This is a genomic window from Lentzea roselyniae (assembly GCF_039537795.1).
Classification (GTDB): domain Bacteria; phylum Actinomycetota; class Actinomycetes; order Mycobacteriales; family Pseudonocardiaceae; genus Lentzea; species Lentzea atacamensis.
In genome coordinates, this window is the sequence record NZ_BAABBE010000008.1 from 44,092 (window position 1) to 56,831 (window position 12,740).

The 12,740-nt window shown below is 69.0% G+C and carries 16 protein-coding genes; 4 read left to right on the forward strand and 12 right to left on the reverse strand.

Translation table 11 applies throughout. The annotated features are described in order from the left end of the window. Positions 1–29: 29 nt before the first annotated feature. From ABFX45_RS15980 to thyX, 7 genes are all read right to left on the reverse strand, one after another. The gene (locus ABFX45_RS15980; RefSeq protein WP_109633745.1) at positions 30–1,709 is read right to left on the reverse strand and encodes a ribonuclease J; all 1,680 of its coding nucleotides are present in this window, start codon (positions 1,707–1,709) and stop codon (positions 30–32) included. Next, entirely contained in the window at positions 1,706–2,602 is an 897-nt protein-coding gene (dapA, locus tag ABFX45_RS15985; RefSeq protein ID WP_109633748.1) for a 4-hydroxy-tetrahydrodipicolinate synthase, read from the reverse strand. Before dapA ends, ABFX45_RS15980 begins: the two co-directional genes overlap by 4 nt. Before the next feature lie 19 nt (positions 2,603–2,621). Continuing rightward, positions 2,622–3,233, reverse strand: a complete 612-nt coding sequence (locus ABFX45_RS15990; RefSeq protein ID WP_109633751.1) for a TIGR03085 family metal-binding protein — start codon at positions 3,231–3,233, stop codon at positions 2,622–2,624. Positions 3,234–3,256: 23 nt separating this feature from the next. Then, positions 3,257–3,670: a hypothetical protein gene (locus ABFX45_RS15995; protein WP_346130707.1), complete on the reverse strand. Its 414-nt coding sequence runs from the start codon at positions 3,668–3,670 to the stop codon at positions 3,257–3,259. 1 nt (position 3,671) lies between these two features. Further along, the gene (locus ABFX45_RS16000) at positions 3,672–5,114 is read right to left on the reverse strand and encodes a serine/threonine-protein kinase (RefSeq protein WP_109633755.1); all 1,443 of its coding nucleotides are present in this window, start codon (positions 5,112–5,114) and stop codon (positions 3,672–3,674) included. Between the two features lie 68 nt (positions 5,115–5,182). Next, positions 5,183–5,584, reverse strand: coding sequence for an ACT domain-containing protein (locus ABFX45_RS16005; protein ID WP_109633757.1), 402 nt, complete (start codon positions 5,582–5,584; stop codon positions 5,183–5,185). 5 nt (positions 5,585–5,589) lie between these two features. Further along, the gene (gene thyX / locus ABFX45_RS16010) at positions 5,590–6,294 is read right to left on the reverse strand and encodes an FAD-dependent thymidylate synthase (protein WP_109633759.1); all 705 of its coding nucleotides are present in this window, start codon (positions 6,292–6,294) and stop codon (positions 5,590–5,592) included. A 68-nt stretch (positions 6,295–6,362) separates the two neighbouring features. Between thyX and ABFX45_RS16015 the strand changes: the two genes are divergently transcribed. Together ABFX45_RS16015 and ABFX45_RS16020 are read left to right on the forward strand one after the other, a co-directional pair. Continuing rightward, positions 6,363–6,866, forward strand: a complete 504-nt coding sequence (locus ABFX45_RS16015) for a toxin-antitoxin system HicB family antitoxin (protein ID WP_109633761.1) — start codon at positions 6,363–6,365, stop codon at positions 6,864–6,866. 5 nt (positions 6,867–6,871) lie between these two features. Further along, positions 6,872–7,765: a DUF4097 family beta strand repeat-containing protein gene (locus ABFX45_RS16020; RefSeq protein WP_109633763.1), complete on the forward strand. Its 894-nt coding sequence runs from the start codon at positions 6,872–6,874 to the stop codon at positions 7,763–7,765. A 30-nt stretch (positions 7,766–7,795) separates the two neighbouring features. On the opposite strand, the gene ABFX45_RS16025 is transcribed toward ABFX45_RS16020, so the two are convergent. Genes ABFX45_RS16025 through ABFX45_RS16035 form a run of 3 tightly spaced genes read right to left on the reverse strand, consistent with a single transcriptional unit; the run spans position 7,796 to position 9,905 of the window. Continuing rightward, complete coding sequence (locus tag ABFX45_RS16025) at positions 7,796–8,290, reverse strand: hypothetical protein (protein ID WP_109633765.1); 495 nt, start codon at positions 8,288–8,290, stop codon at positions 7,796–7,798. A gap of 18 nt (positions 8,291–8,308) precedes the next feature. Further along, entirely contained in the window at positions 8,309–8,917 is a 609-nt protein-coding gene (locus ABFX45_RS16030) for a TetR/AcrR family transcriptional regulator (RefSeq protein WP_346130711.1), read from the reverse strand. Between the two features lie 4 nt (positions 8,918–8,921). Then, entirely contained in the window at positions 8,922–9,905 is a 984-nt protein-coding gene (locus ABFX45_RS16035; RefSeq protein WP_346130713.1) for an aldo/keto reductase, read from the reverse strand. Between the two features lie 128 nt (positions 9,906–10,033). Between ABFX45_RS16035 and ABFX45_RS16040 the strand changes: the two genes are divergently transcribed. Both ABFX45_RS16040 and ABFX45_RS16045 read left to right on the forward strand, forming a co-directional pair. Then, positions 10,034–10,576 carry a winged helix-turn-helix domain-containing protein gene (locus ABFX45_RS16040; RefSeq protein ID WP_109633772.1) on the forward strand — a complete coding sequence of 181 codons (543 nt, stop codon included), beginning with the start codon at positions 10,034–10,036 and terminating at the stop codon, positions 10,574–10,576. Next, positions 10,573–11,439, forward strand: coding sequence for an SRPBCC domain-containing protein (locus tag ABFX45_RS16045; RefSeq protein ID WP_346130716.1), 867 nt, complete (start codon positions 10,573–10,575; stop codon positions 11,437–11,439). The genes ABFX45_RS16040 and ABFX45_RS16045 overlap by 4 nt, the downstream gene beginning before the upstream one ends. A gap of 170 nt (positions 11,440–11,609) precedes the next feature. Here ABFX45_RS16045 and ABFX45_RS16050 read toward each other — a convergent pair whose 3' ends face one another. Together ABFX45_RS16050 and ABFX45_RS16055 are read right to left on the reverse strand one after the other, a co-directional pair. Continuing rightward, complete coding sequence (locus ABFX45_RS16050) at positions 11,610–12,116, reverse strand: YqaA family protein (RefSeq protein ID WP_325051032.1); 507 nt, start codon at positions 12,114–12,116, stop codon at positions 11,610–11,612. A gap of 21 nt (positions 12,117–12,137) precedes the next feature. Further along, entirely contained in the window at positions 12,138–12,680 is a 543-nt protein-coding gene (locus tag ABFX45_RS16055) for a GNAT family N-acetyltransferase (protein WP_109633778.1), read from the reverse strand. Between the last annotated feature and the right edge of the window lie 60 nt (positions 12,681–12,740).

Genomic DNA, 12,740 nt, shown 5'->3' on the forward strand with positions numbered 1-12,740 from the left:
GCAGATCACAGCAGGGTCACGGTCGTTGATCAGACCGGGATGACGGTGGGCACGATCATCGGCCGGCGGCGGTACGTCTCGGCGACCCAGCGGCCCACGACCCGCCGCACCGCCTGAGCGACCCGGTGCGTGTCGGTGATGCCCTCGGCCTCGGTGCGCGCCAGCTCCATCTCGACGAGCGGCACGACCTGGTCCAGCGCCTTGGGGTCGTCCGAGAAGCCGCGCCCGGAGATCGTCGGCGACGACACGGCCCTGCCGGTCGCGGTGTCGATGGCGACGGAGATCGAGATGAACCCGCCCTCGCCCAGGACCAGCCGGTCGGACAACGTCGACTCGCCGACGTCACCCACGGACAGACCGTCGACGTACACGTGGCCGACGACGACGCGGCCGCTGACGGCGGCCTTGCCGTCGATCAGGTCCACGACGACGCCGTCCTCGGCGATCACCACGTGGTCCTCGGCCACACCGGTCGCGACCGCGAGAGCCGCGTTCGCCCGGAGGTGCCGCCACTCGCCGTGCACCGGCATCACGTTGGACGGCCGGACGGCGTTGTAGAGGAACAGGAGCTCGCCCGCCGGGGAGTGACCGGAGACGTGAACCTTGGCGTTGCCCTGGTGCACGACGGTCGCGCCCAGCTTGGCGAGGCCGTTGACGACGTTGAAGACCGCGTTCTCGTTGCCGGGGATCAGCGACGACGCGAGGATCACCGTGTCGCCCTCGCGGATCGAGATCTGCCGGTGCTCGCCGCGGGCCATGCGCGACAACGCCGACAGCGGCTCGCCCTGCGAACCGGTCGACACGAAGAGGACCTCGTCCTCCTCCATCCGCATGGCCTCGTCCAGGTCGACGAACAGGCCATCGGGGACGTTCAGGAAGCCCAGATCCGACGCGATGCCCATGTTGCGGACCATCGAGCGCCCCACGAACGCGACCTTGCGCTTGTACTGCACGGCGACGTCGAGAACCTGCTGCACGCGGTGCACGTGCGAGGCGAAGCACGCGACGATGACCCGCTGACGGGCCTTGCGGATCACGTTCTCCAGCACCGGGCCGATCTCGCGCTCCGGCACGACGAAGCCGGGCACCTCGGCGTTGGTCGAGTCGACCAGGAACAGGTCCACGCCCTCGTCGCCCAGCCGCGAGAAGCCCGCCAGGTCGGTCAGCCGGCCGTCCAGCGGCAGCTGGTCCAGCTTGATGTCACCGGTGTGCAGCACGAGCCCGGCGGTGGTCCTGATGGCGACGGCCAGCGCGTCCGGGATCGAGTGGTTGACCGCGAAGAACTCCAGCTCGAACGGCCCGAAGGACGAACGCTGGCCCTCGCGGACCTCCACCAGCCGCGGGTTCTGGCGGTGCTCCTTGCACTTCGCCGCGAGCAGCGCCAGCGTGAAGCGGGAGCCCACGACCGGCAGGTCGGGGCGCAGCTTCAACAGGAACGGGACCGCGCCGATGTGGTCCTCGTGGCCGTGCGTCAGGACGATGGCGTCGATGTCGTCGAGCCGGTCCTCGATGGCGCGGAAGTCGGGCAGGATCAGGTCGACGCCCGGTTGGTCGTCTTCGGGGAAAAGAACGCCGCAGTCGACGACGAGCAGCCGGCCGGCGTGCTCGAAAACCGTCATGTTGCGGCCGATCTCGCCGATTCCGCCGAGTGCGACGATCCGCAGACCGCCTTCCGGCAGAGCGGGCGGGATTTCGGTCGATTGGGTCACGCGTTGACTCCCAGTTCGGCCGCGATGGCCTCGATGTCTTCGGCCGCGGCGGGCACCAGCGGCAGACGCGGGTCGCCCACGTCCAGTCCGCGCAGGCGCAGTGCGGCCTTCGTGTAGGTCACGCCGGGAACCCGGCGGAAGGGTCGCAGCAGCGGCAGCAGCGACTCGTGGATCTCCTTCGCGCGCACCACGTCACCCGACTCGTAGGCGTCGGCCAGGTCGCGGAGGCGGTCCGCGGCGAGGTGGCCGATGACGCTCACGAACCCGACGGCGCCGACGGACAGCCACGGCAGGTTCAGCGGGTCGTCACCCGAGTAGTAGGCGAGGTCGGTGCTCGCGATCACCCTGCTGCCCGCGTGCAGGTCGCCCTTGGCGTCCTTCACGGCCAGGATCCGCGGGTGTTCTGCCAGGCGCAGGAGCGTGTCGACCTCGATCGGCACGACCGCGCGCGGCGGGATGTCGTAGAGCATCACCGGCAGGTCCGACGCGTCGGCGACGGCGGTGAAGTGCGCGAGCAGGCCCTCCTGCGGCGGCCGCGAGTAGTACGGCGTCACGACGAGTGCGCCGTGCGCGCCCGCCTTCTCGGCCTGCTGCACGAGGTGGATGCTGTGCGCGGTGTCATAGGTACCCGCGCCGGCCACCACGGTGGCCCGGTCGCCCACGGCTTCGACGACGGCCGTGATCAGCGCTGCCTTCTCGCGGTCGGTCGTCGTCGGGCTCTCTCCGGTCGTGCCGTTGACGACCAGGCCGTCGTTGCCCAGGTCCACCAGGTGTTTCGCCAGCTCCTGCGCCTTGGCGAGGTCGACCTCGCCGCGGGTGTCGAACGGCGTGACCATGGCGGTGAGAACGCGGCCGAACGGGCGGTTCGGCGCTGCGTACGGGCTTCCGGGCATGCGCAGAAACTACCCGAGATCAGACACTTCGGTTCAACGACCGCACGCGTTCGACCGCGTCGGCGTCACCGCTGTATTCCACGCGAGCCTCGTCGCGCCCGAACGCGAGCATCACGAGTTCGGACACCTCGCCGGTGATCACCACGCCGTTCGCGCCCGGCTTGGCGACCATGTGCTCGCCATCGGGCCGCACGAGGGTCACGCCGACCGGGGACGACCGGTAGGTGAACTTGGCGGTGAACGGCAGCAGCTTCCACAGCGCGTTCTCCCGCCTCGCGTCGTACGGCCGCGGCTCCCAGTCGGTCCGTGCGCGCCGCACGTCCTCGTGGTGCACGAAGTACTCGGTTGCGTTGATGTACGCGTCGATGGGCTGGACCCAGAACGGCGGCGTGCGCACGAGGTCGAGGAGCTCGCTCCACGCCTTGTGCGCGTAGTCCTCCTGGACCTTCTCGGTCCACTTCGTGAAGACCGGCAGCAGGATGCCGGGCGCGGTGTCCAGCCGCCGCTCGCGGATCGCGAGGTGGGCGGCAAGATCCTTGGTCAGCCACGTGCCGCACAACGTCGGCGCGTCCGGGCCGAGCTCGGTCATCAGTTCGACGAGTGCTTTGCGCTCTTCACGGGCGAGACTCACCCGACCATTGCACCACAACCGGCTCAGGACTCGTTCGGCTCGTAGCAGCTGGTGAAGCCGTCAGGCTTGGCCGAGTTGCCGGCCATCAGGGCGACCACCTGCTCGCGGTTCAGGTTCTCCGGGTAGCCGGGCCAGTCCGGTTCCTGCCCGTTGACGTGCAGTTCGTCCAGCCAGTAGCCGGACTGGCCGGAGGTCTTGGCGAACTCCAGGTCGCAGCCCTTCACCCGCACGGTGACCTCGATGGTCTTCTCCGAGGACTTCACCGTGCGCTTGCCGATCTTCTTGGACTTCTTCGACTTCTCCGTGCTGGGCTCGCCGATGCCGGTGAAACCGGCGGCCTTGAGCTCGGCGACGAACTTGTCCTCGTTGCCGGAGCAGGCCGACAGGGTGGCCGCGCAGCCGAGCGCCAGCAGGACGGAGATGATCCTTCTCTTCACGCTAGTTGTCCTTCTTCGCGCTGATGGTGCCGTCGAGAGAACTGCCGTCCTTCTTGCCCGCCACGCAGTAGATGCGGCGCTGCGCGTTGTCGTTCTTGTCCTTCTTCCACGCCGACTCGGTGGGGATCAAGGTGGTGAGCTTGAGCTTGCCGCCGTCCTTGATCCACTGCGACTTCAGCGTCAGCTCGCAGCGGGAGAGGCCGAGGTTCCTCAGCGCGTCGATGCCGGGGTAGGCCGCGTCGGGCAGGTTCGACTGCACCGGCAGCGTCTCCACGGCGTCGAACACCTCGAAGTCGTGCGGCTTGTCGCACTCCTCGCGGCTGTCGGAGTCGAGCTGCTTGGTGGGCGCGACCTGGCCGTTGCCGCAGACGTTCTCGGAGAGACCGAAGACGGGGATCTCACCGCCCTCGCCATAGGTCAGCGCCTGGCTGCCGCTGCCGCCCGGCGCCGTGGCCCAGCTGTGCGCGTAGATGCCGCCGGTGAACGCGGCCGCGGCGAGAACCACGGCACCAACCAGCGCGAGGATGCGGTTGCGCTTCTTCTTCGCCGGGTCGACGGCCTTCGTCTGCTGGTACTGCTGGGTCTGAGCGGGCGGGATGCCGGTGGGCGGCGTCGGCTGGTTGCCGATGCTGCCGAGCATCGCGCGGGCCTGCGGGCCGGACAGCCGCGCGTTCGGGTCGGCGATCAGCAGACCGGTGATGACGGCACCGAGAACACCGGTCGCGCGGGTCAGCCGCGGCGTCTCGCTCATGATCGCGTGCAGCGTCGAGGCCGTGGACGAGCGCTCGAACGGGCTCCAGCCCTCGACGGCGTAGCAAAGGGTGGCGCCCAGGGCCCACAGGTCGGCCGCCGGGCCCGCCTCGTGGCCGTGGATGCGTTCCGGCGCCATGTACGCGGGTGAGCCGATGAGGCTGCCACTGGTCGTCAGGCGCGGGTCGTCGACGGCCTGGGCGATGCCGAAATCGGTGAGCTTGAGCTTGCCGTCCGGGCGGACCATCAGGTTGCCGGGCTTGACGTCGCGGTGCACGATCCCGGCCGCGTGGGCGGTCTCGAGCGCGGACAACGCCTGCAGCGCGATCGACACCACCTGGTTCGGCGGCATCGGGCCGTGGGTGCTGATCAACGTCGACAGCGTCGCCGCCTCGACCAGCTCCATGATGATGTACGTCGTGCCGTTCTCGTTGATCGCGTCGTACACCGTCACGATGCCGGGATCGTTGAGCTTGCCCGCGGTGCGTGCCTCACGCAGAGCGCGCTCTTCGAGCACACGGCGTTCTTCGGGCGCGATGCCGTCGGGCAGATGCAGTTCCTTGATCGCGACGAAGCGACCGATGTGACGGTCCTGCGCGCGCCACACGATGCCCATGCCACCGCGACCGAGCTCCGCTACCAGGGCGTACCTGCCCGCGATGACGCGTGGTTCGACAGCCTGTCCGTGCAACATGCGCTCCTACACCAGAAGAACCGGGGGCGATGACGGTACTTCAGACCCGCCATGTGGAGGATCGGTTCCTACACTTCCGGCGCTACAACCAGTTCGTGACCTGCGGCACGCAGCGCGAGCACGGCACGACCGAGGTCGGTGTGCTTCACGAGCAGGTGGTCGGTGTCGTAAGTGGACACCGCGAAGAGCGAGACACCCGCGGCGGCGAGCTCACCCGCGAGCGCGGCCATGATGCCGGTGAGCGTGAACTCCAGCGGCCCGCGCACGGTGAGCAGCCGCCAGCCCTTCTCCGCGTTCTCGCCGGGCAGGGCGAACGACGACGGCGCGATGATCGACAGTTCGTCCGGGGTCCTCGTCACGGAGACCAGCACGTCGGTCAGGTCGAGCAGCCCGGCGGGGAGCGGGGCGTCCGCCGCCAGGCGCGTGACCGTGTATTCGCCGGGGCGGACGTCCACGATGAGCCGCTTCATGGGCGTCAGCCTTCAACCACCAGTGGGCTCGAAGCAACTTCTGTGCCGTCCGGGAGTGTCGAGATCACGAAGTCGGCGAACGCGTTCGGCGCGGCCTTGATCAGTTCACGCAGGCAGGCGACGGCGAGCTCGCGCAGTTCGACGTTGATGTGCTCGGTCGCGCGCATCGCGACGAAGTGCCGCCACGAGCGGTAGTTGCCCGTCACGACGATCTCGGTGCCGGTCGCGTTGGGCAGCACTGACCTGGCGATCTGCCGCGCGCGCCGGCCGTTGACCGTCTTCTCCAGGCTCCGCACCAGGTCCTCGTACGCCTTGAGGCTCGCCTCGGTCGCCGCGACGAACCGGGCGTGCAACTCCGGGTCCCCGGCGATGAGCCCGGGCTCGACCACGTCGGTCGGGTCGGTGCGCTGGGAGAGCTGCGAGTACGAGAAGTGCCGGTGCCGGATCAGCTCGTGGGTGAGCGAGCGGGGCAGCTCGGTCAGGTAGAGCGTCGCGCTGCCGTGCTCGAACGCGGCGAGGTGGCCGACGTCGAGCAGGTGGTGCAGGAACGTCGCGTTCGTGTTCGTCATGGGGTTCGAGCGGTCCCACGACTGGTAGCAGGCCCGGCCGGCGAACTCGACGAGCGCCGCGCCACCGTCCGCGTCGGTCGTCCACGGCACGTCGTCCGGTGGGATGAACTCGGTTTTCGCCACCAAGCGCACTCTCGGCATGCCCCGGACATTAGTCCTGATGCCAGGTGGCGGTTGCACGACACCAGAAGTGACGTCATAGTGGTGTCATGGATCTGTCGCCGTACATCGCGTCACTGCGCGAGGACCTGGCGACGGCCGCATCAGCGGGGGACGAGAACACCCGTCGAACGGCCGCCGCGTTGTCCGCAGCGCTCGAACCAGCCGCGCGACTGGCAATCATGAACGCACTGTCGGACCTGGCCGCGGAGGTCACCGCCTCCCTGGACGGCCAGGTCGTGGAGGTTCGGCTGGCCGGCCGGGACGTCCAGGTGGTCGTCACCGGGTCCGCGGAGCCGGAGCCTGAGCCCGCCCCGCGGCACGAGGTGCCGCTCGGTGACGCCACGGGTGACATCAGCCGCATCACGCTGCGCATGATCAACGAGCTCAAGTCGAAGGCCGAGGCCGCCGCGGCGGCCCAGGGTGTGTCGCTGAACTCGTTCATCCAGCAGGCCGTGGGTGGCGCGGTGCACGGCAAGCACAAGCATCAGCACAAGGGGTGGAGCGGAGGCACCGGCTCCGGGTCGCGTGTCCGCGGATGGGTGCAGGGGTGAGCGGGATGACCGAACCGACAGGCGTGGTGCGTCAGCAGAGCTTCGAGTTCGCGGGCATCGCCGAGATCGACATCTCGCTGCTCAGCGGGCGCGTGCAGGTGCGGCTGGTGGACGAGCCGGGCGTGCACGTCGAGGTGCGGCACGACCCGACCGCCGGCAACTCGTGGACAGAGGGCCTGTCCAGCGTGCTCAGCTGGGTGAGCGGCCAGTTCGGGCCCGAGAAGGGCGCTCCCGCGGCGGCCGGTCCCGAGGAGGCGGTCCGGGACGCCCGCGTCGAGCTGCTGGGCAACCGTTTGCGCATCGAGTCGTCCAAGGCGCTGCCGTTGCGCGCGGTGCCGCTGTCCGTGGTCGTGACGGCACCTGCGGGGTCACACGTGACGTCACGGACGGGCGCGGCTGACGTCACCGTGACGGGTGGCGCCGGCCGGCTCGACCTGAACACCGGCACGGGCAGCGTGTCCGCGGACCGGGCGGCCGGCGAGGCCAAGGTCAACTCGGGCGCGGGAACCGTGCGGCTGGGCACGATGCTCGCGTCGTTGAAGGCCAAGACCGGCAGCGGTGACGTCGAGGTGTCGTCCGTGGGCGGCAACACCACGCTGATCACCGGAACCGGCGACGTGTGGCTGGGCGCGGTGCAGGGCAACGTCCAGGTCCGCACCGGCAGCGGTGACCTGACCGTGGCCGACGCGGCTTCCGGCGAGATCCATCTCGGCACCGGGTCCGGCAACATCCGCGTGGGCATCCGTCAGGGCACGCTCGCGCGCATCGACCTGGTGTCCACGTCCGGCAACGCCCGCAGCGACTTCGAGGTCTCGGCCGAACCGCTGGGTGACGCGTCGCTGTCGGTCACGGGCCGCACAGGCAGTGGCAACGCGCTCGTGACAGCCGCCGCGAACTGACCGGGGGTCGGAGGAAACGGACGGCGTCCCCTACGGCTCCTGGAACGGCTTGGAGCCGCCGGGGACGTCGTCCGGGAAGATCGGGCAGCGGATCTCGCCGGTCAGGAACTTCCGGACGAAGGCCGAGAAGCTCCCGTCGAACGACCAGCTCTGGCGCAGGTCCGTGATCACCACGGTCCACTCGTCCGGCTCGCCGCGGGTGTACCAGAGGCAGTGGTCGCCGTTGAGCGTCGTGCCCCACGGCAGCAGACCCGGCACGTCCGGGTGCACGCGGAGACCCGGCTGCCTGCGCAACGCCCGCAGGATCTTGGGCGCCTGCGCCATCCAGTTCATGAATCCGGCCCGCGCGGTGGGGTGCAGGATCCGGACGTAGCCGCCGACGATCAGCGGGGGGTAGGCCTCAGCGAGGTGGACGTAGTCGCCGGGCAGTTCCGTGCCCGCCCGCGCTTTGACCGCGTCCCAGTCAACCGGGTCAGGACGCCTTTCCGGCGCTCCCAGCAGATCGATCCACTCGTCAGGCGGCACCGCTCACCTCCGTGACCCTCAAGCATCGCCTGCGGCACTCGGGGTTCGGTTGTACCGCAGTCCGGCGATGACCAGTGAGACGACGGCGTCGAACGCGTCCTGAATGTGAGGATCCCCCCACTCCTGCGCGTGCGCGGGGTGGTGGAACTTCTCCGTCGCGTCCCAGACCGCCTTCGCCGTCGCGGCCACGTCGTCGGTCACGAACTCCTGGGTTTCCACTCCCGCCGAAATGATGCGCGCGACCAGACCCACCATGTGCCTGATGTGGTACTCGGGGATGGCCTTGCTCTCCTTGACCAGCACCTGGAACGTCGCGAACAGCTCAGGGTCCTCGGTGTGGCCGTGCCGCTTCTTGTCGAAGAGCTGCTGCAGCCAGGTCTTCAACGTCTCGGCGACGGTGAGGCCCTGGTCGAACCTCGGCGTCATCTGCTCGTGGACGGCGTCGAGCCAGCGGCGGGTCACCGCCTCCCTGAGCGCGGCCTTCGTGGCGAAGTGGCGGTAGACGCTGCCGTGGCTGACCCCGAGCGCCTTGGCGACGTCGACCACCGTCGCCTTGGCGGGCCCGTACCTGCGCAGGACCTCTTCGGTCGCCGCGAGGATCGCCTCTGAGGTCAACGCCTCCGCCACGTACTCACCTCTCGCTGTCCAGCATGGCCATCTGCGCGGCCGCGTAGCGCGTGCCCGCAGCGGCCCCAACAGGAACAACGGCCTCGATCTCCTGCAATTCCCGCTCGGTGAACGTCACGTCGACGGCACCGATCGCCTCGCTCAGCCTCGCACGCTTGGTCGTGCCGACGAGAGGCACCACGTCCTCACCGCGCGCCGCGACCCAGGCGATGGCCAGCTGCGCGACCGTGACGCCCTTGTTCTCCGCGATCTCGTCGAGCTTCTGGACGAGCACGACGTTGTGGTTCAGGTTGTCGCCCTGGAACCGGGGCGAGTGGCCGCGCCAGTCGCCGGCGTCGAGGGCGGGCGGCGCGGCCGAGATCAGCCCGCGAGCGAGCACCGCGTAGGCCGTGATGCCGATGCCGAGCTCGCGCGTGGTCTGCAGGATCTCCCGCTCGACACCGCGTTCCAGCACCGAGTACTCGATCTGCAGGTCGGCGATCGGGTGGACGGCGTGGGCCCTGCGGATGGTCTCCGCGCCGACCTCGCTGAGGCCGATGTGCCGGACGTGGCCCTTCTCGATCTGCTCGGCGATGGCGCCGACGGTGTCCTCGATCGGCACGCTCGGGTCGAGCCGCGCGGGCCGGTAGATGTCGACGTGGTCGGTGCCGAGCCGCTGCAACGAGTACGCGAGGAAGTTGGCGACCGCGGCCGGCCTCGTGTCGAAGCCGATGAACCCGCCGTCCGCGTCCCGCATCCCGCCGAACTTGACGCTGAGCTGCACCTCGTCCCTGCGGCCCCGGACGGCCTCGCTGATGAGCAGCTCGTTGTGCCCCATCCCGTAGAAGTCACCGGTGTCGAGCAACGTGACGCCCGCGTCCATCGCCGCGCGGATCGTCGCGATGCTCTCGTCACGGTCGGCCGGGCCGTAGCTGTGGGACATGCCCATGCAGCCGAGCCCGATGGCGGACACGACCGGGCCGGTGGCTCCGAGCTGACGCTTCTGCATCTCCGAACTCCTTCGTCTCTTCGGTGACTCCACCGTGGCCGATGGACTGACAGATTTCAATATCCGTCAGCCGTCAGTTGTCTGTGGGATTGACAAAACAGTTTTGAACGTTCAAAGTTGTTTTTACGATGAGAGACGTGATCTATCTGGACCGGATGGAGCAGGCCGAGACCCTGCTCAAGCCGCAGCGCGTGGAGGTGCTGCGGCAGCTCGCCGCGCCGCGCTCGTGCACCGAGGTCGCCGAGATGCTCGACCAGACGCCGCAACGCGTGCACTACCACGTGAAACAGCTGGTCAAGGCCGGCCTGGCCACGCAGGTCGCCGAACGCAAGGTGCGCGGCGTCCAGGAAGGCCTCTACCAGGCCGTGGCGCGTTCGTACTGGCTGTCGCCGCGGCTGGTCGGCCGGATCGGGTCGCGCGACGAGCTGGCACTGGGGCATCTCGTGGACCTCGCCGAGCAGGTGCAGGCGGACGTGGCGGCACTGGACCGCAACGCCGAGCTGCCGTCCGTGGGCGTGTCCGGCGAGATCAGAGTCCGGCCGGAAGAGCGCCAGCAGTTCCTCGCCGAGCTGCAGACGACGTTGCAGGACCTCTTCACCCGATACGGCGGCGCGGAAGGGGATGCGTTCCGCATCGCGCTCGCCTGCTACCCCAAAGGAGACAACCGATGAGCACCGGAACCATCCGCGTTCGCACGTCCGCGCCTGTCGCCAGGATCTACCAGGCACTCACCACCGCCGACGACCTGCGGGTGTGGCTGGCCGAGCACGCGCACGTGGACCTGGAGGGCGGCGAGTACGAGTTCTGGGGGCGCTACACCCCGGACGGCGAACGCGGCCGGCAGAAGCTGCTGGGCCACGACGACACGTCGGTGCGCTTCTCGTGGCAGCTGTACGGCACCGAGTACACGGTCGATCTCGGCGTGGAGCAGCGTGACGGCGAGACGCTCATCGCGGTGGCGCAGACGCCGTACCCGTCCTGGGGCCTCGGGGACGAGCAGGCGGAGATCCTCCAGACGTTCTGGCCGCTGGTGCTGGGCAACCTGGTCGAACACGTCGAGGGCCGGCCGGTGCTGGGGTTCTGCGACTTCACGACGCCAGAGCAGCGGTTCGAGTTCGACATCGCCGCCTCACCGGCGGCCATCATCGACGCGCTGACCGACCCGGACGTGTTCGCGCGGTGGTTCGGGGCGCGAATGGAGATCGAGCCGCACGTCGGCGGCCGGTGGACGATGGGCAGCTTCGAGCAGAACGACCACCCGGCGAAGATCATCGCGCTCGACGAGGGGCACTTCGCGCTCGACTTCCAGGAAGGAATGGTGGCGTCCTGGGAGCTGAAGGGCTCGGAGGGCCGGACGCACCTGACGTTCGTGCAGAGCGGGTTCGACACCGGCAAGCCGCCCTACGGCGCGTGGATGGGCTGGCTCAGCGGTTTCGCGGACCTGCGCCGGATGCTGGAGCTGCCCGGCTGGCGTCCGATGTGGCATTCGTACGACATTCCCGGCTTGCCCGACGGCATCCTCGTTCTTGAATAATCGGGCGTGAAACGGCGGGTGAGAGCCAGATCATTCGGCTCTCACCCGTTTGCACGTGGCTTTCGTCGGCGGCGGATCTATATCGTCAACTTCGTGCTCGATTCAGCCCGCATCACCGTTGCCGCGCTCGTGATCGCGTTCTCAGTGACCGCGTCGATCGTCCTCAGCCATTAGAACCAGGCCATCACCATGGCCGGCGAGGCCGCGAGGAAGCTGAACCTCGCGAACCTGCCCACCATGCCGGTCACGACGAACATCACCGTGGACATGCCCGCGAGCCCGGCGAGAACGCTCGTCGCCATGAACGGCGGCACCCCGACCAGCGAGCTCACGGCGTGGGTGCCGGCCATCCAGTTCGGGTGCGCTTTGCACTTCACGTGCACCCAGTCGTACCAGCGGTGCACGCGCGTGCCCGGCCCGAACCAGCGCCGAAACCGCGACGGCTTGTCGTTCGGCTTGCGGTGGAAGAACTTCGGCAGGTGGATGTCGCCCCGCGCCGCGTAGAAGTAAACGAGCTTGCCCAGGACCTGGCCGACGGCCACGACCAGGCCGACGATCCAGAACGAGATGTCCGGCCAGCGCGTGCACAGTCCCAGAACCCAGGCTTCGATGCTGACGAAGGGGACCACCGCTGAGCCGAGCGCGACCCCGAAGGTGAGGCCAACCAAGGCGAGCACCTGGCCGAGGCTACACAGGTCTCAGTGCTCGAGCCGGACGGTCAGCGGCCCGGACACCCGGACCTCGCGCAGCGGACGCCCGCCTGCGTCCAACGTGCGTACCGTGCCGTCACCCGTCCAGCCGAACCGTTCGTAGAAGTTCCGCGACGCCTTGTCCGCCTCCGGCACCCAGGCGATCCCCCGCGTCGCACCGGCTTCCTCCAAGCGCCTGCACGCCTCCGCGACCAGCCGCGTTCCGTGGCCGCGCCTCCCCCAGCGCGGTTCGACGAGAACGCTGAGCAGCGCGGTCGTCGCCGCGTCCGGTGGCAGCGACCCGTCCGCTCTGGCCACTTCGTCGTCCGGAGCCTTGCTCGCCACGACGAACCCGACGATGAAGTCGCCCTCAGTCGCTTTGAGCACCGCGTTCTGCTGGACGGCCAACGCCCACGCCTCGTCGGTGTCGAGCGTGTCCAGCACCTCCGGCGGCAGCAGCTGGGCATAGGCGAGCCGCCACGTCTCCCGATGGATGCGGACGATCTCCGGAAGATCAGCAGCGGTGGCGGTGTGCACGCCGGCGTCGGCCATAACCGCACCTTATCGACGCCGCGTCGCAGAATTGTCAGGGGTGCGTGGCAACATCGGCCA